The sequence below is a fragment of the Acinetobacter halobius genome, from assembly GCF_044130335.1.
GTDB lineage: Bacteria > Pseudomonadota > Gammaproteobacteria > Pseudomonadales > Moraxellaceae > Acinetobacter.
The window spans coordinates 280351-305338 of the sequence record NZ_JBIQOD010000002.1 but is presented as its reverse complement, the minus strand read 5'-3'; the positions used below and the strand labels follow the sequence as shown (position 1 = coordinate 305338).

General features: G+C 43.0%; 22 protein-coding genes and 1 riboswitch. Of the genes, 19 read left to right on the top strand and 3 right to left on the bottom strand.

Going from position 1 to position 24988, the window contains the following annotated elements; genetic code table 11:
• The first annotated feature begins 34 nt into the window (after positions 1–34).
• The 5 genes from ACE01U_RS03760 to lpxC all read left to right on the top strand — a co-directional run bounded on the left by ACE01U_RS03760 (position 35) and on the right by lpxC (position 5534).
• Positions 35–964, top strand: a complete 930-nt coding sequence (locus ACE01U_RS03760; RefSeq protein WP_086210265.1) for a D-alanine--D-alanine ligase — start codon at positions 35–37, stop codon at positions 962–964.
• The gene (locus ACE01U_RS03755; RefSeq protein WP_086210264.1) at positions 965–1819 is read left to right on the top strand and encodes a cell division protein FtsQ/DivIB; all 855 of its coding nucleotides are present in this window, start codon (positions 965–967) and stop codon (positions 1817–1819) included.
• A gap of 66 nt (positions 1820–1885) precedes the next feature.
• A complete protein-coding gene (gene ftsA / locus ACE01U_RS03750; RefSeq protein ID WP_086210263.1) occupies positions 1886–3148 on the top strand; it encodes a cell division protein FtsA in 1263 nt (420 codons plus the stop codon).
• Positions 3149–3311: 163 nt separating this feature from the next.
• Positions 3312–4508 carry a cell division protein FtsZ gene (ftsZ, locus tag ACE01U_RS03745; RefSeq protein WP_086210262.1) on the top strand — a complete coding sequence of 399 codons (1197 nt, stop codon included), beginning with the start codon at positions 3312–3314 and terminating at the stop codon, positions 4506–4508.
• Between the two features lie 123 nt (positions 4509–4631).
• Positions 4632–5534: a UDP-3-O-acyl-N-acetylglucosamine deacetylase gene (gene lpxC / locus ACE01U_RS03740; protein ID WP_086210261.1), complete on the top strand. Its 903-nt coding sequence runs from the start codon at positions 4632–4634 to the stop codon at positions 5532–5534.
• Positions 5535–5631: 97 nt separating this feature from the next.
• Here lpxC and ACE01U_RS03735 read toward each other — a convergent pair whose 3' ends face one another.
• Positions 5632–6072, bottom strand: a complete 441-nt coding sequence (locus ACE01U_RS03735) for a DUF721 domain-containing protein (RefSeq protein WP_395578738.1) — start codon at positions 6070–6072, stop codon at positions 5632–5634.
• Positions 6073–6181: 109 nt separating this feature from the next.
• Between ACE01U_RS03735 and ACE01U_RS03730 the strand changes: the two genes are divergently transcribed.
• The 11 genes from ACE01U_RS03730 to recJ all read left to right on the top strand — a co-directional run bounded on the left by ACE01U_RS03730 (position 6182) and on the right by recJ (position 20036).
• Positions 6182–6862 carry a M23 family metallopeptidase gene (locus ACE01U_RS03730; protein WP_086210259.1) on the top strand — a complete coding sequence of 227 codons (681 nt, stop codon included), beginning with the start codon at positions 6182–6184 and terminating at the stop codon, positions 6860–6862.
• Between the two features lie 275 nt (positions 6863–7137).
• On the top strand, positions 7138–9840 hold the full coding sequence (gene aceE / locus ACE01U_RS03725; RefSeq protein WP_110974621.1) for a pyruvate dehydrogenase (acetyl-transferring), homodimeric type: 2703 nt from the start codon (positions 7138–7140) through the stop codon (positions 9838–9840).
• A gap of 2 nt (positions 9841–9842) precedes the next feature.
• Positions 9843–11810 carry a 2-oxo acid dehydrogenase subunit E2 gene (locus tag ACE01U_RS03720; protein ID WP_395578737.1) on the top strand — a complete coding sequence of 656 codons (1968 nt, stop codon included), beginning with the start codon at positions 9843–9845 and terminating at the stop codon, positions 11808–11810.
• A gap of 139 nt (positions 11811–11949) precedes the next feature.
• Complete coding sequence (locus ACE01U_RS03715) at positions 11950–12237, top strand: hypothetical protein (RefSeq protein ID WP_395578736.1); 288 nt, start codon at positions 11950–11952, stop codon at positions 12235–12237.
• Between the two features lie 34 nt (positions 12238–12271).
• Positions 12272–12413, top strand: a riboswitch (yybP-ykoY riboswitch).
• Positions 12414–12496: 83 nt separating this feature from the next.
• Positions 12497–13072, top strand: coding sequence for a TMEM165/GDT1 family protein (locus ACE01U_RS03710; RefSeq protein WP_086210255.1), 576 nt, complete (start codon positions 12497–12499; stop codon positions 13070–13072).
• Between the two features lie 182 nt (positions 13073–13254).
• Positions 13255–14052 (top strand): oxygen-binding di-iron domain-containing protein, encoded by a 798-nt coding sequence (locus ACE01U_RS03705; protein WP_110974623.1) that lies wholly within the window; start codon positions 13255–13257, stop codon positions 14050–14052.
• 94 nt (positions 14053–14146) lie between these two features.
• Positions 14147–14512: a YkgJ family cysteine cluster protein gene (locus tag ACE01U_RS03700; protein WP_086210253.1), complete on the top strand. Its 366-nt coding sequence runs from the start codon at positions 14147–14149 to the stop codon at positions 14510–14512.
• A 224-nt stretch (positions 14513–14736) separates the two neighbouring features.
• Positions 14737–16203, top strand: a complete 1467-nt coding sequence (gene guaB / locus ACE01U_RS03695; protein WP_395578735.1) for an IMP dehydrogenase — start codon at positions 14737–14739, stop codon at positions 16201–16203.
• 123 nt (positions 16204–16326) lie between these two features.
• Positions 16327–17658, top strand: a complete 1332-nt coding sequence (glmM, locus tag ACE01U_RS03690; RefSeq protein WP_395578734.1) for a phosphoglucosamine mutase — start codon at positions 16327–16329, stop codon at positions 17656–17658.
• A 14-nt stretch (positions 17659–17672) separates the two neighbouring features.
• Entirely contained in the window at positions 17673–18329 is a 657-nt protein-coding gene (gene pdxH / locus ACE01U_RS03685; protein WP_119063302.1) for a pyridoxamine 5'-phosphate oxidase, read from the top strand.
• On the top strand, positions 18330–20036 hold the full coding sequence (gene recJ / locus ACE01U_RS03680) for a single-stranded-DNA-specific exonuclease RecJ (RefSeq protein ID WP_395578733.1): 1707 nt from the start codon (positions 18330–18332) through the stop codon (positions 20034–20036).
• Between the two features lie 46 nt (positions 20037–20082).
• Here the strand turns inward: recJ and ACE01U_RS03675 are convergent, their stop codons facing one another.
• Positions 20083–20838, bottom strand: coding sequence for a putative porin (locus tag ACE01U_RS03675; RefSeq protein WP_086210249.1), 756 nt, complete (start codon positions 20836–20838; stop codon positions 20083–20085).
• A gap of 169 nt (positions 20839–21007) precedes the next feature.
• Positions 21008–21784 carry a putative porin gene (locus tag ACE01U_RS03670; RefSeq protein WP_086209161.1) on the bottom strand — a complete coding sequence of 259 codons (777 nt, stop codon included), beginning with the start codon at positions 21782–21784 and terminating at the stop codon, positions 21008–21010.
• 478 nt (positions 21785–22262) lie between these two features.
• On the opposite strand from ACE01U_RS03670, the gene prfB reads away from it, so the two are divergent.
• From prfB to ACE01U_RS03655, 3 genes are all read left to right on the top strand, one after another.
• Positions 22263–23358 (top strand): peptide chain release factor 2 gene (gene prfB, locus ACE01U_RS03665; protein ID WP_395578732.1). Its coding sequence is split into 2 segments (ribosomal slippage): positions 22263–22334 and positions 22336–23358, totalling 1095 coding nucleotides; the frame shifts between segments, so codons are not numbered across the junction.
• A 141-nt stretch (positions 23359–23499) separates the two neighbouring features.
• A complete protein-coding gene (locus tag ACE01U_RS03660) occupies positions 23500–23799 on the top strand; it encodes an ArsR/SmtB family transcription factor (RefSeq protein ID WP_086209159.1) in 300 nt (99 codons plus the stop codon).
• A gap of 27 nt (positions 23800–23826) precedes the next feature.
• Positions 23827–24906 carry an alkene reductase gene (locus tag ACE01U_RS03655; RefSeq protein WP_110974629.1) on the top strand — a complete coding sequence of 360 codons (1080 nt, stop codon included), beginning with the start codon at positions 23827–23829 and terminating at the stop codon, positions 24904–24906.
• Positions 24907–24988 lie beyond the last annotated feature (82 nt).

Genomic DNA, 24988 nt, shown 5'->3' with positions numbered 1-24988 from the left:
CAATAAAACAGTTATAAAGTTTAAGGATATCAACGTGTCAAATGCTTCAAAATTCGGCAAAGTTGCTGTGTTGCTTGGTGGTAAATCTGCTGAGCGTGAGGTTTCTCTAGATAGTGGTACTGCTGTACTTGACGCATTGGTTCGTTCGGGCGTGAATGCTGAAGCTTTTGACCCGCAAGAACGTAGTGTGACCGAATTGGTGGGGTATGATCGTGCGTTTATTGTGTTGCATGGTCGCGGTGGAGAAGATGGTCAAATTCAAGGCGTCTTGGAGTGGTTGAATATTCCATATACGGGAACTGGTGTGCAAGGTTCTGCAATCGGAATGGATAAAGTGAAAACCAAGCAAGTTTGGCAGGGTTCGGACTTACCTACAGCACCTTATCGCATTATTAGCCAAGAGTCAGATTTGGCTGAAGTAGTGGCGAGCTTGGGGCTTCCGTTGATTATCAAGCCAGTACATGAAGGCTCAAGTGTTGGCATGAGTAAGGTTGAAAAAGCAGAAGATTTGGCGGCTGCAATTGCCAAAGCGACGCAACACGATGCTGTGGTGATGGCTGAAAAATGGATTACGGGACGTGAGTTCACCATTTCATTCTTAAACGGTCAACCGTTGCCTGTGATTCGCCTGCAACCGCCTGCGGATGTGGCGTTTTATGACTATGAAGCAAAATATCAACGTAATGATGTGGAATACGGAATTCCGTGCGGTTTAAGCATTGAAGAAGAGCAAAAGTTGCAAGCGCTTTGCCTTCGTGCATTCCAAGCGGTAGGTGCAAGTGGTTGGGGCCGTATTGATGCGATGCAAGATGAGCAAGGCAACTTTTGGCTCCTTGAAGTGAATACTGTACCAGGTATGACCAGTCACTCTTTGGTGCCGAAAGCGGCAAATGCAGTGGGTTACAGCTTCGATGCGCTTTGTGTGCAAATTTTAGAGCAAACACTGACAGGTGCGACTCACTAAATGGCGCAATTACCAGCTTCTATGCGCCGCAAACGCGCAGCGATTACGTCGATACACGATAAACCACCAACGCGTAAGGAAAAGCTTGCGAATTTTGGTGGTTGGGTGATGTTGGTGGTTGCAATAGCGGTCTTGTTGGTTGGTATTTATGGCTTATATCAAGTCATGACAGATGCACGTGTGGCTGAACTCGATGTGGTTGGTGTGCGTTCTGATGCGGAAAAGAGTCAGGTCATGGGGCATGTGTCACCGACCATCACCCATAACTATTTCACCTCAGATTTAGAAGACATTCGCGATCGAACTTTAGAGTTGGCTTGGATTGATCGTGTGGTGGTTTCGCGTGCGTGGCCGAATGCGATTCGCGTTCGTGTCATGCCAAAGCATGCTATTGCACGTTGGGGGACAGGGCGTCTCTTAAGTGATAGTGGTGATGTGTTTAGCGAAGTGACACCGAAAAATAATCAAAATTTACCGTTATTGCACGGCCCAATCAGTCAATCAAAAATGATGATGCGCCGTTATAATGAAATTAATCAGTTATTCCAACCAGTCAACCTGCGTTTAAAAGAATTATATTTAACGGAGCGGATGACTTGGTTTATGCAGTTCGATTCGGGTTTACGTGTTATCGTAGATCAGGATCAAACCATGAGTAAACTACAACGCTTGAGTTATTTGGCTCAAAGTGATTTGAAGCCAGTTTGGGACAAAGTATCCGCTATTGATTTGCGTTATCGGAATGGCTTAGCCATTCAATGGAAGAATACTGCTGCACCAAAGATAGCAAATGGTCATTTTGTTGTAACGATTGATGACACAAGCATTGCAGGTGGAGTGGCAGCAAAGCCATAATACTTGGCTTTAAAACAGAGGCATAAAGCCATAAATTAAACAAACATGTGATGGTAGTAGTAAATAATGAATGAAGCGGTTCCCTCAGTTGTTGCGATTGACATTGGGACGCACAAAGTTTCAGTTTTGATTGGTAAGGTACATGCGCCAGATAATATCCAAGTGATAGGAATGGCAACTGCTCGTAACCGAGGCATGAATAAAGGAAAAATTGTAAGTCTTGATAAAGTCATTACAGCAATAAAAAATGCCGTGCAAGAAGCAGAAGATATGGCCGAATGCCGTGTCCATTCCGCATGGGTATCTATTCCCAGTGCAGAGTTAAAGAGCTTTTATGCGTCGGGACGAACACCAGTTGAAAATACTGACCATACAATTACAACAAGTGAAGTGGTTCGTGCATTAGAGTTGGCCAAAGCTAGCCACATGACCTCGGATCATTATCTGGTCAGTGCGGTTCCGTTGGGCTTTGAGCTAGATGACTCACCAGAATGGGTACAGAACCCAATACGTATGTCTGCACATAGTATGATTGGTCATTATCAACTGATGATGTTACCAATTAGTACTATGCAAAACCTTGATCGCGCACTTAAAGGTGCCAATATCGGGGTGGAAAAGTTGGTCGTATCTTGTTTGGCAACGGCAGAAGCAAGTCTGCTCAAAGATGAAAAAGAGTATGGCGTCTGTTTAGTGGATATTGGCGCAGGTACCACCAACATTGCGGTGTATTTAGATGGGCGTTTAGCACTGACGCATACTTTACAGCGTGGTGGTGAGCATGTCACCCGAGATATTGCTGCTGTGTTACAAACAACCACTGAAGAAGCGGAACGAATTAAACTACTCTATGGTTGTGTTGATATTAAATCGGTTAAACCAGACCATATGATTCAGATTCAAGGGATTGATGGTCCGCAAACGATTAGCCGTATTGAGTTGACTGAGATTGTGGTTGCACGTTATGAGGAAATCTTAGGTCAAGTACGCCAAGAACTTGAGCGGAATGGTGCAATCCATGGTTTGTATCATGGTGTGGTCCTAACCGGTGATGCCAACCAAATTGAAGGCATGGTGACGTTGGCACGTCGTATGTTGGGCGTATCAGCACATTTGGGTAATCCGCCTGTGCATGTGACAGCAGACGAGCAAAATATTGCAGCATTACGTCGTTCGCAGTATGCCACAGCAGCGGGTTTGTTGATGTTTAGTCAAAGTGAAACACAAGAAACGATTGTTGAGCCTGAAGATACAGAAAAACTATCGCTATTCAAACGCGTTGGGCGTGCTTGGTCTGGACTCAATGACAAGCTGAAATCTGTTTTTTAAGTTGAATTTTTTTGGAATATTGTTAAGAAGTTGTACAACGCATCGCTTAAACTTGACAAGCTATGGCTTGCACAGCATGCTTAAAAGCAATTTTGTTTATTAAGATCAAGGCAGTATACGGGCTTAAGTGACTGCCAATAACGAATTAGGAAATCTATAGGTCATGGCCTCATTTGAATTTTTAGAAGATGATCAAACCGATAGCAACGGTCAAGCCCGTTTTACTGTGTTTGGTGTTGGTGGTGCAGGTGGTAATGCCGTACAACACATGCTTGAGTCAGACATTCAAGGTGTAAAATTTGTATGTGCCAATACGGACAAGCAAGCGCTAGACCGTATGAATGCACAATTCAAAATCCAGTTGGGTGAACAAAGTACTCGTGGCTTAGGTGCAGGTGCCAATCCGAATGTGGGTCAAGCAGCGGCTGAAGAAAGCCGTGACTTGATTCGTCAGCACCTTGAAGGCACTGATATGGTGTTTGTGACTGCGGGTATGGGCGGTGGTACAGGTACAGGTGCAGCACCAGTGGTTGCTGAAATTGCCAAAGAAATGGGTATCTTAACCGTAGGCGTGGTAACGACACCATTTAACTTTGAAGGTAAGCGTCGCCTTCAATCTGCTGAGCAAGGGATTGAAGCATTAGAAGCACATGTAGATTCTTTAATCATCATTCCAAACCAACGCTTGTTGAAAGTTTTCCGTGACATCTCAATGAAAGATGCCTACAAAAAAGCCGATGATGTTCTTCTTAATGCGGTACGTAGTATCTTTGATTTGGTGGTACGCCCAGGTCATATTAACCTTGACTTCGCTGACTTAAAAACTGCAATGAGCACACGTGGTTATGCCATGATGGGTGCTGGTTTAGGTCGTGGTGAGAACCGCGCACGTCAAGCGGCTGAACAAGCGATCCGTAGCCCATTGCTAGATAATGTGACCATCATGAATGCCAAAGGTATTCTGATCAATGTAACGGGTGGCGATGATGTCACCTTTGGTGAAATCGAAGAAATTACTGATGTTGTGAACCAAATTGTCGATCTAGACGAAGGCCAAGTGTTCTACGGCACAGTATTTGATCCAGATGCGCGTGATGAAATCAGTGTCACTGTGATTGCAACTGGCTTGACTCGAAATTCAGCAGATTCTGCTGAGCCCGTGAAACGTCCAAATGCACATGTGCAAGTAGCACAACATGGGCATACAACGCAAGCGGTAGTTGAAGATGATGATGTGCCAGCAATCCAGCGTCAGAACCAAGATGCGGCTGCGACAGCAAATTCTGCATCTGCTGTGAGTGCGGCGCGCCCAACACCAATGAGTATTCAAGATTATTTGAAAAATCAACAACGTAAGTAGTGCTTGCCCGTGTGGTAATTCCGCATTATTTGAAGAAAAGGTAGTCTCTGACTACCTTTTTGTTTTTTATCAATGGCTAAATATGCTAACGTATAGCGGTTTAGTGGTGAGATGATATGAAACATGTTGAAACAAAGAACTTTACAACGTGTCGTAAAAGCAAGCGGTATTGGTCTGCATAGTGGGCAAAAAGTTTTAATTAACTTTGTGCCACATCATGCGGACGGTGGAATTGTATTTCGTCGTATTGATCTTAACCCACCTGTAGACATTCTTGCCAATGCAATGCTAATTCAAGAAGCATTTATGTGTTCTAACTTGGTTCAAGAGGATACCAAGGTCGGTACCATTGAACATGTCATGAGTGCGATAGCTGGTCTGGGCATTGATAATCTGATTATTGAAGTGTCTGCATCTGAAGTGCCAATTATGGATGGTAGTGCTGGCCCTTTCATTTACTTGCTCATGCAAGGCGGCCTAAAAGAACTAGATGCCCCTAAAAAATTTATAAAAATTCTAAAGCCTGTTGAAGCACTCATTGACGACAAACGCGCCATTTTCAGCCCACATAAAGGGTTTCAACTGAATTTTACTATTGATTTTGATCACCCCGCCTTTAAGAAAGAATATCAATCAGCCACTATTGATTTTTCAACTGAAACCTTCGTTTATGAAGTCAGTGAAGCCCGTACTTTTGGTTTTATGAAGGATTTGGATTATCTCAAGGCCAATAATTTGGCTTTGGGGGCCAGTTTAGATAATGCAATTGGGGTTGATGAAACAGGCGTAGTGAATGAGGAAGGTTTACGCTTTTCGGATGAATTTGTTCGTCACAAAATATTAGACGCCGTCGGTGATCTTTATCTGCTTGGTCACCAAATTATTGCTAAATTTGATGGATATAAGTCAGGCCATGCTTTGAATAATCAGTTATTACGCAATGTTAAAAGTGACCCAAGTAGCTATGAAATTGTAACATTTGATGACGAAGATCAGTGTCCAATTCCATACGTGAGTGTGACTTAAGTCATTGTCTTTGCTATGTGATGTTATATTGTAACTTTTAATATTGTGATGTATTTCACATTTAAGTAATTGGGTTTAGACCGTATTCAAAGCTGGGTTACTTTTTTTTGCTTGCCAAACGGCGCATTGCTTGGCTAAGCTTAGGGTCGCTCACAAAGTCAGCAGCATCTCGAATTAGATCTTGAGTTTCGGTGCTGAGCGATCTTGAAATAGATTGTATTTTTGCGGGTGTTTGGGATGGGATTCTCAAACGAACTTGGAGTTTTTGTAAGTCCTTAAACTCGTCAAGTTGCGACAGTTGTGCAATATATTGTTTTTGAAGGTAACCAAGTTGACTAATCATCGCTTGATTTTCGCCGGTAATCGTCAAAATACCATATTGATAACAAACAACCTGCCACTGCTCTGGTTGCGGTAGGATAGGTTGGATCAGTTTAGTGAGTTTCTGCCATGCAGCAACTTGCTTTGAGAGAAACGTTAAGTTTCCTGTTTTTATGTGTTTTCTTGTTTGTTGAAAGAGATTCACTGGTTCGGACATACATATTTCCTTCATGTTGATGTCTTAATCTTATGCGTTCTTTTCAGTAGATATCAAGGACGAGATCACGCAAGAAATGTTTGTAAGAACAGTTTGAAGAGGTTTTTTTATGCATATGCGACGTATTTTGTTGGCTTTTTCTTTTGCGGCATCGGCTGCGTCTGTGGCCTTCGCCGATTTAGTTGAGCTCAATACAAATAACGCATCTTCGGATCGAATTGAGCAACTGACACGCACTTTGTCAGAAGGTGCTTATACTGCAGATGATATTGATCTTCCTGCTGAAACGAAAATGTCAGTGCAGCTCCGTGAGAAAACAGTTGAGCTTAACAATGCTTCACTGGCTAAAAAATACGGCTCAGAGTCTTCTTCAAAAGGTTTTTCAAACAACCCTCATTCATGGCTAATTGCGCATCCATTACCAAGCGCACGGGTCAGTTCAAATTATGGCGGTCGTACGATGAATGGTCGTGCAGAACGTCATTCAGGCCTTGATCTTGCTGCACCAAGTGGTACTCCAATTTACGCAACAGGCCCAGGAATTGTGACCAAGTCAGGTTGGGGTACAGGTTATGGGCAATATGTTGAAATTAACCATGGTAACGGGTATATCACACGTTATGCACATGCTTCACGTTTAATCGCTCGTGTTGGCGACCGTGTAGACGCTGGTGAGCATATTGCCAATGTGGGCTGTACAGGTCGTTGTACTGGCCCACACTTACACTATGAAGTAGTTAAAGATGGTCAACGTAAAAACCCATCGACTTATCTCGCAATGTTGCCTTAATCCGTTTTGAACGATGATCCGAACTTACCGTTGGTCTGATGTTTGAAAAGGAATACAGGTCTGACGTAACCTAAATTAGCATCAAAAAATCGCATTAAATGTATAAAAAACCGCCTAAATTGGCGGTTTTTTGTTAACTTGGGTAACGAATGGTCAATGACTATTTAGCTGCTAAATAGTAGGGGTGGGCCATATTCAGCTGTAGCGATACTCTTATAGGACGAAAGTATGATACATATTAGCTCATAAGATTAGGATATCGAAATAGGTGAATTATGGCGTTTTATGGTGATACTGACGCGCAAGAAACGCAAGAATGGCAAGATGCGTTTGACTCCGTTTTACAACACATGGGGACTGAGCGTGCAGCTTTTCTACTGGAAAAACTGTATCAACAAGCAATCGCTAAACATGTCCCTATTCAGCGTTTAAACACGCCTTATTTAAATACAATTTCAGTGGCTGAAGAACCTGCAATGCCAGGCGATCAAGACATGGAGCGTCGTATCCGTGCGTTGATTCGTTGGAATGCTTTGGCAATGGTACTTCGTGCCAACAAAACGGGTGATGACTTAGGTGGTCACTTGGCCAGCTTTGCATCTTCAGCAACTTTATATGATGTCGGTTTTAACCACTTTTTCCGTGCCAATAATGACAGCTTTGGCGGCGACATGATTTATTATCAAGGTCACTGTGCACCGGGTATTTATGCACGTTCATTCCTTGAAGGTCGTTTAACCGAAGAGCATTTGAATAATTTCCGTCGTGAAGTTGGTGGGATTGGTTTACCTTCGTATCCGCACCCATACCTCATGCCTGATTATTGGCAGTTCCCAACGGTATCTATGGGTCTAGGGCCAATCATGTCGATCTATCAAGCACATATTCAAAAGTACTTGATGAACCGTGGTTTAATTAAAGAAGAAGATCGTAAAGTCTGGGCATATCTAGGCGATGGCGAGATGGATGAGCCTGAAAGTACAGGTGCAATTTCATTGGCTGGTCGTGAAAAGTTAGATAACTTGATCTGGGTGGTGAACTGTAACTTACAACGTCTGGATGGCCCAGTACGTGGTAATGGTAAAATCATTCAAGAACTAGAATCTTTATTCCGTGGTGCGGGCTGGCGTGTCATTAAGGTGGTATGGGGTCGTCATTGGGATCCGTTACTTGCTAAAGACAGCACAGGCGCTTTAAAAGCGGTAATGGAAGAAGCGGTGGATGGTGATTACCAACGCTACCAAGTCAAAGGTGGTGCATACACCCGTGAGAAATTCTTTGGTAAGTATCCTGAAGCAAAAGAATTAATCAAAGACCTGAGTGATGAGGATATTGATAACCTCAACCGTGGTGGTCATGATCCGTACAAGGTATTTGCTGCTTATGCAGAAGCGATGAAAGCCAAAGGTCAGCCGACGGTCATCCTTGCGAAAACGGTGAAAGGCTATGGTTTGTCTGAAGAAATTGAAGCAGTCAACAAAACGCACCAAATCAAAAAGATGCAGATTGACTCTTTGAAATATGTACGTGACCGTTTTAACTTGCCATTTACCAATGAGCAGCTAGAAGAAGTTCCATTCTATCGTCCAAGCGAAAACTCTCCTGAATTGAAATACATGAAGGCACGTCGTGAAGCTTTAGGGGGATATTTACCTGCACGTCGTAAAGAAAGTGAACAGCTCGCGATTCCTGCATTGTCCGTATTTGATGCGGTGTTAAAAGGTTCAGCAGGTAAAGAACAGTCAACCACTATGGTAATGGTGCGCTTGATTTCTTCACTCTTGAAAGAAAAAGCGATTAAAGACCGTGTTGTGCCAATCGTTCCTGATGAAGCGCGTACCTTTGGTTTAGAAGGTATGTTCCGTCAGTTGGGTATTTATGCCGCACACGGCCAAAAATACACACCTGAAGATCAAGAACAATTGATGCATTACCGTGAAGCCAAAGACGGTCACATGTTACAAGAAGGGATCAACGAAGCGGGCGCGATGAGTGCGTGGGCAGCGTTGGCAACCAGTTATTCAACCAATAACTTGCCAATGATTCCAATGTACATGTATTACTCAATGTTTGGTTTCCAACGTATTGGTGACATTGCATGGGCAGCAGGTGATGCACAAGCGCAAGGTTTCTTATTGGGTGCAACAGCGGGCCGTACCACGCTAAACGGTGAAGGTTTACAACACCAAGATGGTCACTCACACATTTTAGCCAACACCATTCCAAACTGTGTGTCGTATGACCCATGTTTCGGTTATGAGTTAGCGGTCATTGTGCATGATGGTTTACAACGTATGTATGTCAACCAAGAGCGTGTGTTCTACTACTTAACAGTCATGAACGAAAACTACGAGCATCCTGAAATGCCAGTAGGCGCTGAGGAAGGCATCAAACGTGGTATGTACTTGTTCCAAGAAGATGAAAAAGCTACGGTTCAGTTGATGGGTTCAGGCGTAATTCTGCGTGAAGTCATCAAGGCTGCGAAAATCTTACGTGATGAATACCAAATTCACTCAAATGTGTGGAGTGTGACCAGCTTCAACGAATTAGCACGTGATGGTATGGCATGTGAAGAATACAACCGCCTACACCCTGTGACTGAAGATGTGAAAGAGTCTTGGGTATCTCAGCAGTTGCGTGGGAAAGAGGGTATTGTAGTCTCTGCAACCGATCATATGCGTGCTTATAGCGAGCAGATCCGTGCGTATTTACCAGATGGTCGTCCATTTGTAGCATTGGGTACAGACGGTTACGGTCGTTCTGATACACGTGCGAACTTACGCAGCTACTTCGGTGTAGATGCGGCGCACATTGTGGTTGCTACCTTGAAGAAATTGGCTGATGAAGGTGAAGTAGATGCACGTTTAGTCAAAGATGCGATTTCTAATTTTGAATTAGATACGGATCGTCCTGTGGCGTGGGCACCGCAAGCAACACCTGAGATTCACGCTGTTGCAGACTACAAAGAGGAGAAATAATCATGCAAATTACGACTCCTGATATTGGTGTAGATAAGGCGACCGTCGCTGAAATCTTAGTGAAAGTCGGCGATCGCATTAGTGTCGATGACAGCATTATTTTACTGGAATCCGACAAAGCCTCTGTTGAAGTGCCGAGCACTTCAGCAGGTGTGGTGAAAAGTATTTTGGTGAACTTAGGTGACTCGGTTGCCGAAGGTGCAGCACTGATTGAGCTAGAAGCCGAGGGACAAACTGAAGCGCCAGCGGCACAAGCACAGGCTGAAGTTGTACAAGCTGAAGAAAAGCCTGTCCCTGCTGTTGCTGAAACGGTTGCACCAGCTGCGACTACAGCATCACAAGTGATTGATGTGCAAGTGCCAGACATCGGTGTAGAAAAAGCAACCGTTGGTGAAATTTTGGTGTCGGTTGGCGATGAGATTGCTGTCGATCAAAGCATCCTTGTGGTTGAATCAGACAAAGCCACCGTTGAAGTCCCGAGTACGGTTTCAGGTACAGTGCAATCAATTAGCATTCAAGTGGGTGACAGTGTTAAAGAGGGTGTGGTGATTCTGACTGTAAAAACAGCAGTTTCAATTACACAAGCGACTGCGGAGCCTACGCAAGTTGCAACGCCTCAAGCCACTGAAGCTCAGCCTGCTGAAGCGGCACCACAAGTTGCTGCTGCGCCTGTAGGTGCAGTTGAAATTGCAGTGCCTGACTTGGGTGTAGACAAAGCGACTGTTGCTGAAATTTTGGTGTCAGTCGGTGATACGGTTGAAAAAGACCAGAGTATCGTCGTGGTTGAGTCAGACAAAGCAACGGTTGAAGTACCAAGTACGACAGCAGGTGTGATTAAAGCGATTCATGTTGCATTGGGTCAAAATGTCTCAGAAGGCGTGGCTTTGGTGACTATTGAAGCTGAGGGGCAAGCCTCTGCACCAGTAGCTCAAGCTGTTGCTCAGACACCAGTGAAACCTACAATTGCTCAAGTTACAACTGCGCCAGTAGAGACGCCTGTTGTACAGACTGCACCACTAGTTCAAGGCGCAGATAAGCTGACCAAAGAGCAAAATGCAGCCAATGCTAAAGTCTATGCGGGTCCTGCGGTACGTAAATTGGCGCGTGAGTTGGGGGTAGTACTGGCAGAAGTCAAAGCCTCTGGTCCACATGCACGTTTAATGAAAGATGACATTTTTGCTTATGTGAAAGGTCGCTTGACAGCACCGCAAACAGCACCTGTTGCGGCGGTTGCTGCCACTGCGGGCTTACCGAAACTGCCGGACTTTAGTGCGTTTGGTGGTGTAGAAGAGAAAGTGCTGACACGTCTGCAACAAGTCTCTATTCCTCAGTTGTCTTTAAACAACTATATTCCACAAGTCACTCAGTTTGATTTGGCGGATATTACTGAGCTTGAAGCTTGGCGTAATGACCTTAAAGGCAACTTTAAGAAAGATGGCATTAGCTTGACGATTATGGCTTTCATTATTAAAGCTGTTGCGCATCTGTTGAAAGAAGAGCGTGATTTTGCAGGTCACTTGGCTGATGATGGCAAGTCTGTACTGTTGCGTAATGAAATTCATATGGGCATTGCTGTAGCAACACCAGATGGTTTGACTGTTCCTGTACTGCGTAATCCTGACCAAAAGTCTATCAAAGAAATTGCGGTGGAGCTCGGTGTATTGGGTCAAAAAGCCCGTGATAAGAAGCTTTCGCCGAAAGATCTTCAAGGCGCAAACTTCACCATTTCAAGTCTCGGTGCAATCGGTGGCACAGCATTTACGCCATTAGTGAACTGGCCGCAAGTTGCAATCTTGGGTATTTCACCTGCAACGATGCAACCGGTATGGAATGGGCAAGGTTTTGATCCTAAGCTGATGTTACCATTGTCCTTGTCTTATGATCACCGTGTGATCAATGGGGCAGATGCAGCACGCTTTACCAATAAACTCACCAAGTTACTAAAAGACATCCGTAGCTTGTTGATCTGATATGATTTAAATTTAGAAAACCTCGCCTAGGCGGGGTTTTTATGTTTTGGGATAATAATAAGTGTGATTTTATTGATTCAGGCTTTCTTTTAAAATAATTTTAGACTGATAACGATTCTATTTGAGATGAGGTGCAAGGATGCTGGTGATCTATCGAATTGTATTGCCTATATTATTGATTGTTTTTGTATTAATGGGTTTGTGGGTAAGTTTCTTAGATTTTTCATCAGACTGGGTGATGTATATCGTCATGGGGTTGGAGGTGCTTGCGGCGACTATGGTTTTGGCCATGGAGTATCAAGCCCAAAGTGTTGGTGGTGCAAGTGGCTGGAGTATTTTTGGTTTTTTTTGTTTAAGTGTGAATTTAGCTTTTATATTGGGTATTGCTCGTGTGTTGATGTGGACTTACCAAAAAATTTGGATATAGAGATTCAAAAAGTTCTGATTGTTTGGTAAAATGCTATCACTTCATTGGGGAGTAGCCGCTCTTTACGCAAAGTAAAGGGGTGATGATCAACATAATTGTTCAACAGAACATGGTCATCATAGCAAAGAACCAAAAACGACTTTTCAGTTGTGCTTTTGTTGGCAAGACCTTTGATTTACCACTCTGCATCAATCTATTTGATTTTGGCTAGCAGGAGGGGTAGGTCATCGGTATATTTTGCTAGCCAGAGCATTCAACTATGTATGAATTCCTCATCTCCACTTCAATTGTTGCCCTTGCTGAAATGGGTGATAAGACCCAATTGCTTGCGCTTTTACTTGCAGCGCGTTTCCGTAAACCCATCCCGATCTTAATTGCAATTTTACTTGCGACAACGATCAATCATGGTATCTCTGCGGTGTTGGGCCAATGGATTACGACAGTACTCAGCCCCGAAATTCTATTGTGGATACTTGCACTTGGCTTTATTGGGATGGCGATCTGGATGTTGATCCCCGATGAATTAGGGGACGAAACTGAAAGCATTAATAAATGGCAAAAGTTTGGGGTATTTGGCGCAACCTTTATCTTATTTTTCTTAGCGGAAATTGGCGATAAGACTCAAATTGCGACAGTAGCTTTGGCTGCACGTTTTGACAGTATTTTTTGGGTCATGTTGGGTACGACTTTCGGTATGATGTTGGCCAATGCACCCGCTGTGTTTATTGGCGATAAATTGGCAGATAAATTACCGATTTCGTTGATTCATAAAATTGGTGCAGCGATTTTTTTAGTTGTGGGTATTTCTACACTAGTACAGCATTATTTCTTCTAATTCACTATAAAAATCACCAATCCCGACTTAAAAAATCGGGATTTTTTATTGTTAAACCATCCTCAATTTATTGATATATCAAATGATATTGGTCGCAAATGCATTGTAAGTTTGTGTAAATCCATATATGTTGTAGGCATTAAAAAGTCGTTTAAGAAAAACAGTATTTTGAGGGGATTGGTATGGCATTTGACCGTACAACGTCACAGGTTTTATATGATGATGGCACACATAAATGTATTAGCTTTACCAGCTTGGTCAAAGGTGAAGGCGTTCAGGCGAACCAGTTTTTAATTATTGACCATGAACGTGCTGCAGTGTTAGATCCGGGTGGGGATTTAACCTATGTACCACTCACGATGGAGTTGAATAAATATACTCGTTTGACCAATCTTGATTATGTCATGGCTTCACATCAAGATCCGGACATTATCACCTCAATGCCACGTTGGTTAGTGTATACCGAGGCAAAAGTTGTGGCTTCTAAACTGTGGGCACGTTTTTTACCGCATTTGAACTCTGCATTTATGAGTGAGCGGATGAAAGGCAACTGGTTAGACCGGTTGGTGGAATTGCCTGATCATGGTCAAGTCATCACTTTAGGTCAATCTTCCATTATTGCTGTACCTGCCCATTTTCTACATTCGGTAGGCAATTTTCAGTTTTATGACCCGATTGCCAAGATTTTATTTTCAGGTGATATGGGGGCATCAATGGTGGATGATGCATCTAAACCTTTGGAAAATTTTGCTGCACATATTCCTAAAATGAAAGGCTTCCATCAGCGTTATATGTGTAATAACAAAGTGATCCGTTTATGGGTCAACATGGTCCGCACGATGGATATCGAAATGATCGTACCACAACATGGGACTCCTTTTATTGGTCAAGAGCAGATCCATCAGTTCTTAGACTGGATTGAAGGTTTGGAATGTGGCACAGATTTGATGGACGAGAGTGTATTTACCTGTCCCACTTAAGTGACAAAATAGTCGTAAATTTTGCTTGTTTGGCGACCACAATTTTTTTAATATTTTCTTCCAAAAAAGTTTTTTGAAAACGAGAATATAAAGGATGTTGTCTCAAGTTCCGACGGAAGATGCCTGTTTAAGCTGTGGGGCATGTTGTGCCTTTTTTAGAGTCTCATTTTATTGGGCCGAAGGTATTCCCATGCCTGAGCACTATGTCGAGCCTGTGACGGCTGTGTACTCATGTATGGTGGGAACGAATCAAGCAAACCCGCGTTGTATTGCACTAGATGGAACCATTGGTGAGCAGGTGAGTTGTGGTATGTATGAACAACGGAGTTCATCATGTAAAGAAGTTCAGATTGCTGACGATCAATGCAACAAAGCACGACGTGCACACAATATGATTCCTTTTGTGCAACTAGACGCAGGCTTATCGGTCAATGATGAAGGGTTTAATCAGGTATGCTAATTGCAAAAAGTGGAGCTAAGGCTCTACTTTTTCATTTTTAAATATGACCTAAATCCTTTGCAAAAGAAGAAATAAAAAAATAAGCGTGAAAATGATAGCTCAAAAATAAAATACGTGTTTTATCATATTCTTTTCTAAGACAAAAAAATAATTTTTGTAATTGCAATGAAATTTAAGGCTATTTTTGTTTATAATAGCGCACGGAAATTACCAGTGAGACTGTTATGTTGACCATCGTTCAAGACGCGTTAACTTTTGATGATGTCCTATTACTCCCTGCCTACTCTACTGTTCTCCCAAAAGATGTCTCTTTAAAGACACGATTCACGCGCGGCATTAATTTAAATATCCCACTTGTGTCAGCAGCAATGGATACGGTGACTGAATCGCGTATGGCGATTGCGATGGCGCAAAATGGTGGTATTGGTATTTTACACAAGAACATGGATATTGCTGCACAAGCTGCAGAAGTCCGTCGTGTGAAAAAATTTGAAGCAGGAATGGTGAAAGATCCAATCACTGTAACACCTGAAACCACAGTGCGTGAATTGATCTCGATTACTCAAGCCAACAATATCAGCGGTGTACCTGTTGTGAAGGATTGCAAAGTAGTTGGTATCGTGACTGGTCGTGATACACGCTTTGAAACGAACCTTGAGCAACCTGTAAGCAATATCATGACGGGCCAAGATCGTTTGGTGACAGTGCGTGAAGGTGAATCGAAAGAAAATATTCAAGCATTATTGCAAAAGCATCGTATTGAAAAAGTTTTGGTTGTGGGTGAACACAACGAACTTAAAGGCTTAATTACGGTCACTGATTTCCGTAAAGCGGAAAGCTATCCAAACAGCTGTAAAGATGACCTCGGCCGTTTACGTGTGGGTGCTGCAGTTGGTACAGGTGCAGAAACACCAAGCCGTGTTGAAGCACTGGTTGAGGCGGGTGTGGATGCGATTGTCGTGGATACTGCACATGGTCATTCTGCGGGTGTAATCGAGCGTGTACGTTGGGTAAAAGCGAATTACCCGCAAGTCCAAGTGATTGGCGGTAACATTGCCACTGGCGATGCCGCTTTGGCTTTATTGGATGCAGGTGCTGACGCAGTTAAAGTCGGTATTGGCCCAGGTTCAATCTGTACCACTCGTATTGTGGCTGGTATTGGTATGCCGCAGATTTCTGCGATTGATAGCGTTGCCAATGCATTGAAAGACCAAATTCCATTAATTGCAGATGGTGGTATCCGCTTCTCTGGTGATATGGCAAAAGCGATTGGCGCTGGTGCGAGCACGATTATGGTCGGCTCACTCCTTGCAGGAACTGAAGAAGCGCCAGGTGAAGTTGAATTCTTCCAAGGTCGTTACTATAAAGCCTATCGTGGTATGGGTTCATTGGGCGCGATGGCAGGGGCAACAGGTTCTGCGGATCGCTATTTCCAAGACTCTAAAGCAGGTGCCGAAAAGTTAGTTCCAGAAGGGATCGAAGGTCGTGTGCCATACAAAGGCCCGATGGGTAACATCGTACACCAAATGATGGGCGGTTTACGTTCTTCTATGGGCTATACGGGTTCATCTGTGATTGAAGATCTTCGTCAAAATGCGAAGTTTGTGAAAATTACATCTGCGGGCATGTCTGAGTCACATGTCCATGATGTGACAATTACCAAAGAAGCACCGAACTACCGCGTTGGCTAATTCAGCTATACCAATTGTTTAATGTAAAAGCCGTCATAAAAATGACGGCTTTTTCGTTTTGGTGTAAAGTATTTCACAATGAAAAAGGATGATGCAAATCACCCATTAAGAAGTGAGACATACATGAGTTATTTTGGTACCGACGGTATTCGTGGAAAATTTGGCGTTCTCCCTATTACTCCTGAATTTGCGCTGAAGTTAGGATTTGCCGCAGGTAAAGTGATTAAGCGTCATAGTAAAAAAGCTAAACCGGTGGTGGTCATGGGAAAAGACCCGCGTTTATCTGGGTATATTTTGGAATCTGCACTTCAATCGGGTCTTAATGCTGCGGGTGTGTATGTACATTTATTGGGGCCTCTACCAACCCCTGCTATTGCTCATTTGACTCGTGCTCTACATGCAAATTTAGGGATTGTCATTTCTGCTTCGCATAACCCATATTTTGATAATGGGATTAAGTTCTTTTCCAGTGACGGGAAGAAACTCCCAGATACGCTACAAGAAGAAATCAACCTTGAATTAGAAAATGATATTTTCATTGAAGATACTGAAAACCTAGGTAAAAGTGTTCGCGTTGATGATGCACAAGGTCGTTATATTGAATTTTGTAAATCGTCCTTTCCATACCACTACGATTTAAATGACTTAACGATTGTGGTGGATTGTGCCAATGGGGCTGCTTATCATGTAGGACCAGCAGTTTTTCGTGAATTGGGTGCGAAAGTCATTGCTATTCACAATGAACCAAATGGTTTAAATATCAATAAGGGTTGTGGTTCGACCCATCCAGAAAGCTTACAAAAAGCTGTCGTTGAGCATAAAGCTGATTTGGGTATTGCATTTGATGGTGATGCAGATCGGGTTATTTTGGTGGATAAAACAGGCAAGTTGATTGATGGAGATCATGTCCTCTATATCCTCGCAACGCAAACGCAGAAAAAGCCAGCAGGAATTGTGGGTACTCTGATGTCGAATATGGCCTTAGAGCTTGCCTTAGAAAAAGCAGGTGTTGAATTATTACGTGCCAAAGTGGGAGATCGTTATGTCTTACAAGGTCTAGAGGAAAAAGGTTGGGTTATTGGCGGTGAGCCATCTGGACATATTTTAACACTAGATAAAAGTACGACAGGCGATGCCATCATTGCCGCGTTGCAAGTGTTGACGGTGATGGTTGAGCAGAAGAAAGCCCTGCATGAACTGGTTGCTGAATTTAAACTTCTACCGAACGTGTTGGTGAATGTCCGTTTAGAGGCGATGTTTGATCCTTATGCAGTGCCTGCTTTGGTGGCTGAATTTGATAAAGCAGAGCAACAACTCAAAGGTCGTGGTCGTTTGTTGATCCGCAAGTCAGGGACTGAACCTGTGATTCGTGTCATGGTGGAAGGGGATGATTTGGATGAAGTTAGTACTTTAGCTCATACATTGGCTGATGCCGTACGTGCGAATGCAGCTTAGTAAGGAGTTGAAAAATGACTGATTTAATTAAAGATCTCAGCGAACTTCGTTTAAGTTACCAAAAAGGTGAGTTGTACGAAGCACGAGTAGAAACCCATCCACATGCCCAGTTTTTACTTTGGTTCAACCATGCACTAGAAGCACAATTGCATGAGCCTTATGCGATGTCGCTGGCAACAGCGAGTGGGCAGGGTCGTCCACATGTGCGGACTGTTCTCTTACGAGGTGCAACCGAAGCTGGATATGATTTTTATACCAATTATGATAGCCAAAAAGGCAATGATTTGGCTGAAAATCCGTATGCAGAGTTACTGTTCTATTGGCAGGAGCAGGAGCGTCAAATTCGCATTGGGGGTAAAGTGGTCAAAATTTCTGAAGCGGAATCGACAGACTACTATCATAAGCGTCCACGAGATAGCCAAATTGCGGCACATATCAGTACACCCCAAAGTGGTGTAATTGAAAGTCGTGAGGTATTGCAACAACGTTTTGAGCAATTGCAAAGTCAAGTTGAAGGTAAATCGGAACTGAATAAACCACTATTTTGGGGTGGCTACCGTCTTGAGCCAGACTACTATGAGTTTTGGCAGGGGCGCCCGAACCGTTTGCATGACCGCTTAAGTTATGAAAAACAGCACGATGTTTGGGTGTTGAAGCGTTTGATGCCATAAATGTCATCCATTCAAATTAAGCAAAGACCCTTCATTAGCCGTCCTGAATTATTTCAGGATGTTCCTGCGTTTATTGCAGAAATTTTAGCTCGTCGTGGTGTAGCGTCAGCACAAGAACTGGAATTAAAGCTTAAGCATCTACTAGCACCTAATATGAAAGGCTTAAACGAAGCTATTCAGTTGATAGATGCTGCAATGGATCAGCATCATAAAATCGTCATTGTCGGCGATTATGATGCAGATGGTGCAACCAGTACGGCTTTGATGGTCTTGGCTTTGCGTGAGATGGGGGCACAGGTAGAGTATCTGGTTCCAGACCGCTTTAAATATGGTTATGGCTTAACCCCAGCGATTGCAGATTTGGCATTTACCACCTTTACACCTGATTTATTGATTACGGTTGATAATGGTATTTCCAGCCATGACGGTGTGAAACAAGCGCAAGATCATGGTATGCAAGTGATTATTACCGATCATCACTTGACCACTAAACCCACACCGAATGCTGAAGCGGTAGTCAATCCAAACCAGTTGGGCTGTGATTTTCCAAGTAAAGCTTTGGCTGGTGTGGGGGTTGCCTTTTATGTTTTAGCCAACTTATCGAGCTATCGTAAAAAACTCAATAAGTCTTCGGCCGTCATGAGTCAGTATCTGGATTTGGTGGCCTTGGGAACTTATGCCGATGTTGCCAGTCTTGATTACAATAATCGTATTTTGGTCGATGTCGGGCTGAAGAGAATTCAGCAGCATTTATGTCGTCCCGGCATCAGTGCATTACTCGAGATTGCAGGGCGAGAGGCTACAACTTTAAAAGCGCAAGATTTGGGATTTGTACTGGGACCACGTATTAATGCGGCAGGTCGTATGGAAACCATGGATATCGGGATTGAATGTCTATTGGCACAGGACTTTGCTACAGCTTATCCATTGGCGGAGCAACTGAATCAGTTGAATGTGGAGCGTCGTCAGGTTGAAGCGACGATGAAGCAGGAGGCTTTAACAGCCTTAGATCAGATTCAACTGGATGATACGGCTTTACCTGCGGCCTTACTGATGTTCGAGCCACATTGGCATCAGGGGGTGATAGGCATTGTTGCGGGGCGCTTAAAAGAACAGTTTCATCGTCCAAGTATTGTGTTTGCAGCAGATGAAGACGGGATACATATCAAAGGTTCAGCGCGCTCGATAGAAGGGATTCATATTCGAGATGCCATTGAGTGTGTTGCTGAGCAATATCCATATTTGGTCAGCCACTTTGGTGGTCATGCAGCAGCAGCAGGATTAACCATTCAAAAAAGCCATTTTGAAGAGTTTAAACAGGCTTTTGAAGCACTGATGGCAGCTCAGGATGAACGTTTATTTACAGCCACTTTATGGACTGATGGTGAGCTCCCTGCGCAAAATATTCAGGTTGAGACGGTCAATATTTTGCAACAACTCAGCCCATGGGGGCAAAAGTTTCCAGCCCCGATTTTTGAAGGAAATTTTCAGATTTTAGATTTCCGTTGGTTGAAAGAAGTGCATTTAAAATTACGCCTTGCTTTAGATAATGGTCAGGTGGTTGATGCTATTGCTTTTAATGCAGCGGACAAATACCAGTTTAATGAGATGAATCATCAAGTTCGTTTGGTCTATGAGTTGGATAAAAATGAATTTCGTGGCAATGTCAGTGTACAACTTCGCATTTTGTATTTAGAACAACATTAAAAAACCGCTCTATAGAGCGGTTTTTTTAAATACATTTTTGTTTCAATTAGAAGCGGTAAGCACCACGTAAACCGAATATATTGCCTTCATCAGCAAAGTCAACTGAACCTTCTAGGCTAACCTGTTGTGTGAAGAATTTTTTCGCACGAATGGTAAATACGTCAGCATCTTCTTCGTCTGTATCAGAAAAACCGAGACCAACGCTCAAGGTTTTATCTAAATATAAGTCAGCAGCTAAGTTATAAGCATCAATATCGCCAAAAGATGCACCACCTTCAAAATTCATGTCGTAGGTGCCGACTTGGGTGACATATTTTGCACGTAAGGTTGGGTCTACATCGTCGCCATAATCATTATCATATCCGAATAAACCGACTGCAACCAATAGGCCTGGAACGGGAAGGTAGCCAAGCTCAGCAGAATAAATTGTTGTATCTAGATCTTCAACATCATCCATTTCATGTTTGGTTTGTCCAATATTCCCGTTGATATAAAAATCTGAGTTTGGCACAAAATATTCGAGTCCAACATTAAAAGCAGTGACTTCATAGATATCATAGTCAATATAAGAAACTGCGCCATTGAGATTACTGGAGCGGTTTAAAAAAGCAGCTTCATTCAGCGGATTGTTTTTGACTTGAACTGGGTTGAAGTAGTATATGCCATCTACACCAAAACCTGTTGCAGTATCCCCATGATCAGGATCAACGACAGCAATGGTGCCACCAATTTCACCTTGGTAAGCATGTGCAGTCCCGAAGCTCGCAATCAGTGCTGTAGTAAGCGCAAGTTTTTTAAGCATTTTAGAGATTCTCTCTTTGTTATAAGAATAATGACTGTTCTATGACAGTTGTAACGCAGTGTACAAAAAAGTAGCAGAGAGTCAATCTTTATTTATAACAATGCTTTATAGAAATGAAAAAAGCCCATTCGAGAATGGGCTTTTGTTTTCAAACTTTGATTGAATGGTTTTAGAAGCGGTATTTCGCAGCTACACCGAATTTGTTGTAGTCGTTGTTGCCGACTTCACCAAAACCAACACGGCCTTCAAGGCTGACTTGTGGAGTGAAGAATTTACGAGCATTGATACCGAATTCATTGGTATCAGTGAGATCATTGCTGTAATAGTCAGCCCCTAAGCTTAAAGTTTTGTCGATGAAATAATCGCCTTTAAGGTTATATTCATCAAGGTCTCCGAAAGCGGCACCTGCTTCTAAGTTTATGTCTTTACCATTACTGAGTGTTGTGACATATTTGGCACGTAAAGTTGGGTCTACGCCATCGTCATAATCGTTATCATAACCCTTTAGACCCGCAGCGATTAATAAACCTGGAGCAGGTAAATAACCGACTTCAGCACTATAAACTGTAGTATCAAAGTCACCGCCATTATCAAAAGAATAATCATCACGTCCAACTTTACCACCGAGGTAGAAGTCTGAGTTCGGGATGAAGAATTCTGCACCAATGCCATATTGCTGACGTTCATCATCACCAACTTCATCGTATTGGTATTTGGCATTTACATTACTGGCACGATCTAAGAATGCTGCTTCTGCAAGTGGCGCATTACGAGTTTGTACGGGGTTAAAGTAGTATGTACCATCCACACCAAAAGAGCCGCTTGAACTACCATTGTCTGGATCAATTAGGCCAGCAGAAGCACCGACTTCTGCTTGGTAGGCATGCGCAGTACCTGTGATTGCCAAAGCTGAAAGAAGTGCTGAAGCAATTGCTAATTTTTTCATGGAATGTACCCCTCGAAAGTGGACCGATATTTAAATTTTTTGTTACAACTTCAGTCTAGGTCAAAATAAAAAAGCGTCAACCAATGGAAAGTTAATGCTCTGTATCCATGGTTACATCATGTAATTTTTCATATTTAAATAATTGATAATAAATTATATTTTTATAATGTTTTGTTTTATTAAAATTGTGTAGATTCTGTGGATCTCATAATTTTTGTCCATATTTTATACAATTTTAGGCCAAAATGTTTAGCCCATTTGTCTGCTGAGAAATGCTCTCAGATTTGTTTTATGTGGTTGCTGAAGCATATAGAGATTTGCTTGCTCATTGAAGTAATCACTTTCTTGACTGAAGGTTAACTTTCCATCTTATGAAGAAGAGCCAGTTGTGTCGGGTTTGAGATGAATAATCACAGCCACTGAGTGTGCTATAATCAGCGACTATTTTTTCGCTTTATATTGATTGAGAGTAATTCACGTGGAAATTAATCCGTATCTAAACCAATTAAAAGACTTAAACGACCGTGGTCTGACATTACGGGGGTATCTTTGACTACGATCTGAAAAAAGAGCGTTTAGAAGAGGTTCTCCGTGAATTAGAAGATCCAGCGATTTGGAATGATCAAAGCCGTGCGCAAGCGATGGCCAAAGAAAAAGGCGAACTTGAAAACGTCTTAAACGTGTTAGATGGTTTGGCAACACAGCTTGAAGACGCAGAAGCGATGCTCGATTTGGCAGTCGAGGCCGATGATGAGAGTCTGCTGACTGATGTTCAGGCTGAATTGAATTCTGCAGAAGAAGAATTAGCGAAGCTTGAATTCCGCCGTATGTTCAGCAACCCAATGGACCCGAACCCATGTTATGTGGAAATTCAAGCAGGTTCAGGGGGTACAGAAGCGCAAGACTGGGCTTCAATGTTACTGCGTATGTACATGCGCTGGATTGAACGTCATGGTTTTAAAGCTGAATTGATGGAAGAGTCAGACGGTGATGTCGCCGGGATTAAGTCAGCAACGATTCGTGTGGAAGGTGAATATGCTTATGGTTGGTTGCGTACTGAATCGGGCGTGCATCGTTTAGTTCGAAAATCGCCATTTGACTCAGGTAACCGCCGTCATACCTCGTTCTCTGCTGTGTTTGTGTCGCCAGAAGTTGATGACAATATTGAAATTGATATCAACCCATCTGACGTGCGTACAGATACTTACCGCGCTTCAGGTGCTGGTGGTCAGCACATTAACAAAACAGACTCTGCGGTACGTTTAACCCACGCACCGACAGGGATTGTGGTGGCATGTCAGAACCAACGTTCACAACATGCCAACCGTGATCATGCATGGAAACAGTTACGTGCGAAGTTGTATGAGTTGGAAATGAGCAAACGTAACGAAGCGGCTCAAGCACTTGAAGACTCGAAGTCAGATATCGGTTGGGGCAGTCAGATTCGTTCTTATGTTTTGGATGACTCACGTATTAAAGACTTACGTACTGGTGTTGAAAATTCCAATACAGGTGCAGTACTAGATGGTGACCTTGATAAGTTTATTGAAGCCAGCTTAAAACAAGGTTTGTAATTTAAATAATGAATGAAAGCAAAGCGTTAAAATTTATTTTACAATATATCTAAAAAATTCGATATTAAAATCGAAAAAATACGATATATTAGATAAAAGAAACTGAATCACGCTTTGCTGCCCATTAAACGTGTCTTGAGTATGGATATAGATTTAATTTTTAAAGCCTTGGCTAATCCGACGCGTCGTCAAATTTTGGAATGGTTAAAAAAGCCTGAACAATTTTTATCGAGCGACGAATGTGGTGACTTTAAACGGGGCGTATGTGCAGGTCATATCGAGCGGTTGGGCAATGTGTCGCAATCGACGATGTCGAACCATTTATCTGTGTTACAGCAGGCCGGTTTAATTCAAGTCGAGAAAAATGGACAGTGGTCATATTTTTCGCGCAATGAAGCGTTGATTCAGCAATATATCGAACATTTGCAACGTTCACTTTAATTGAAAAAAGTGGCGATCGAGGCGACTATGGCTGAACTGAATACTCCTTTAACTTTGGGTGATTTACACTTAAAAAACCGCGTCATTATGGCTCCATTAACGCGTAGTCGTGCAACAGCAGACCGTGTGCCAACAGCCATGATGGCAGAGTATTATGCACAGCGTGCAAGTGCAGGTTTGATTATTTCTGAAGCGACCGTGATTTCGGAAGAAGCCAATGGCTATTTGAATACACCGGGGCTATTTAATGAAGCGCAAGTTGAAGGCTGGAAACAGGTGACTCAAGCGGTACATGACAAAGCGGGCTTAATTGTTGCGCAGTTGTGGCATGTCGGTCGTGTATCGCACCCTGATTTATTGGATGGCGAAACCCCAGTTTCTGCAAGTAGCGTACAACAAAAGGGCTATGTCAGTTTATTACGTCCAAAACGTGAATATGTGGTTCCTCGTGCATTAGAGATTGCTGAAATTCAAAGCATTGTTGAGCAGTACAAGCAAGCAGCGGTTTATGCTAAAGCGGCGGGCTTTGATGGTGTGGAACTGCATGCGGCCAATGGTTATTTGATTGATCAGTTTTTACAAAGCTCAACCAATCTACGTAAAGATCAATATGGTGGCAGTGTAGAAAATCGTGCGCGTTTGTTGCTTGAAGTGGTGGATGCATTGATTGAAGTCTGGGGTGCAGGTCGTGTTGGGGTGCATCTAGCCCCACGTGGTGATGAACATGACATGGGCGATGATGATCCACGTGAAACCTTTGGTTATGCACTGGAGCAACTGGGTCAACGTCAGATTGCGTTCTTCTTTACCCGTGAATATTTGGCTGATGACAGTATCAGTACGTACCTCAAACAACGTTCGGGTGGTGTACCATTGATTGCCAATATGCGTTTAAGCCGTGAAGATGCGATTGATCTGTTGGCATCGGGTCAGGCCGATGCAGTGTCTTGGGGTAAAGACTATATTGCCAATCCAGACCTGTATGAGCGTCTACTGCAAGATGCGCCACTGAATGAACTGAAACTGGAAAATATGATTGGAACTGATGTCGCGGCAGGCTATGTGGACTATCCGACTTTAGCTGAAATGGAAACTGCTGCGGTTTAAATTGCTTTTCCGTTAAATTCGCGACAAGATAACAGCGCAATTCATTTCATGGCATGAGTTGCGCTGTTTTATTTTTGCATTG

What these genes read in the sequence shown, in the direction of transcription:
- ACE01U_RS03755 (WP_086210264.1), top strand. Translation starts at nt 965, where the DNA reads ATGGCGCAATTACCAGCTTCTATGCGCCGCAAACGCGCAGCGATTACG.
- ftsA (WP_086210263.1), top strand. Translation starts at nt 1,886, where the DNA reads ATGAATGAAGCGGTTCCCTCAGTTGTTGCGATTGACATTGGGACGCAC.
- ftsZ (WP_086210262.1), top strand. Translation starts at nt 3,312, where the DNA reads ATGGCCTCATTTGAATTTTTAGAAGATGATCAAACCGATAGCAACGGT.
- lpxC (WP_086210261.1), top strand. Translation starts at nt 4,632, where the DNA reads ATGTTGAAACAAAGAACTTTACAACGTGTCGTAAAAGCAAGCGGTATT.
- ACE01U_RS03735 (WP_395578738.1), bottom strand. Translation starts at nt 6,072, where the DNA reads ATGTCCGAACCAGTGAATCTCTTTCAACAAACAAGAAAACACATAAAA.
- ACE01U_RS03730 (WP_086210259.1), top strand. Translation starts at nt 6,182, where the DNA reads ATGCATATGCGACGTATTTTGTTGGCTTTTTCTTTTGCGGCATCGGCT.
- aceE (WP_110974621.1), top strand. Translation starts at nt 7,138, where the DNA reads ATGGCGTTTTATGGTGATACTGACGCGCAAGAAACGCAAGAATGGCAA.
- ACE01U_RS03720 (WP_395578737.1), top strand. Translation starts at nt 9,843, where the DNA reads ATGCAAATTACGACTCCTGATATTGGTGTAGATAAGGCGACCGTCGCT.
- ACE01U_RS03715 (WP_395578736.1), top strand. Translation starts at nt 11,950, where the DNA reads ATGCTGGTGATCTATCGAATTGTATTGCCTATATTATTGATTGTTTTT.
- ACE01U_RS03710 (WP_086210255.1), top strand. Translation starts at nt 12,497, where the DNA reads ATGTATGAATTCCTCATCTCCACTTCAATTGTTGCCCTTGCTGAAATG.
- ACE01U_RS03705 (WP_110974623.1), top strand. Translation starts at nt 13,255, where the DNA reads ATGGCATTTGACCGTACAACGTCACAGGTTTTATATGATGATGGCACA.
- ACE01U_RS03700 (WP_086210253.1), top strand. Translation starts at nt 14,147, where the DNA reads ATGTTGTCTCAAGTTCCGACGGAAGATGCCTGTTTAAGCTGTGGGGCA.
- guaB (WP_395578735.1), top strand. Translation starts at nt 14,737, where the DNA reads ATGTTGACCATCGTTCAAGACGCGTTAACTTTTGATGATGTCCTATTA.
- glmM (WP_395578734.1), top strand. Translation starts at nt 16,327, where the DNA reads ATGAGTTATTTTGGTACCGACGGTATTCGTGGAAAATTTGGCGTTCTC.
- pdxH (WP_119063302.1), top strand. Translation starts at nt 17,673, where the DNA reads ATGACTGATTTAATTAAAGATCTCAGCGAACTTCGTTTAAGTTACCAA.
- recJ (WP_395578733.1), top strand. Translation starts at nt 18,330, where the DNA reads ATGTCATCCATTCAAATTAAGCAAAGACCCTTCATTAGCCGTCCTGAA.
- ACE01U_RS03675 (WP_086210249.1), bottom strand. Translation starts at nt 20,838, where the DNA reads ATGCTTAAAAAACTTGCGCTTACTACAGCACTGATTGCGAGCTTCGGG.
- ACE01U_RS03670 (WP_086209161.1), bottom strand. Translation starts at nt 21,784, where the DNA reads ATGAAAAAATTAGCAATTGCTTCAGCACTTCTTTCAGCTTTGGCAATC.
- ACE01U_RS03660 (WP_086209159.1), top strand. Translation starts at nt 23,500, where the DNA reads ATGGATATAGATTTAATTTTTAAAGCCTTGGCTAATCCGACGCGTCGT.
- ACE01U_RS03655 (WP_110974629.1), top strand. Translation starts at nt 23,827, where the DNA reads ATGGCTGAACTGAATACTCCTTTAACTTTGGGTGATTTACACTTAAAA.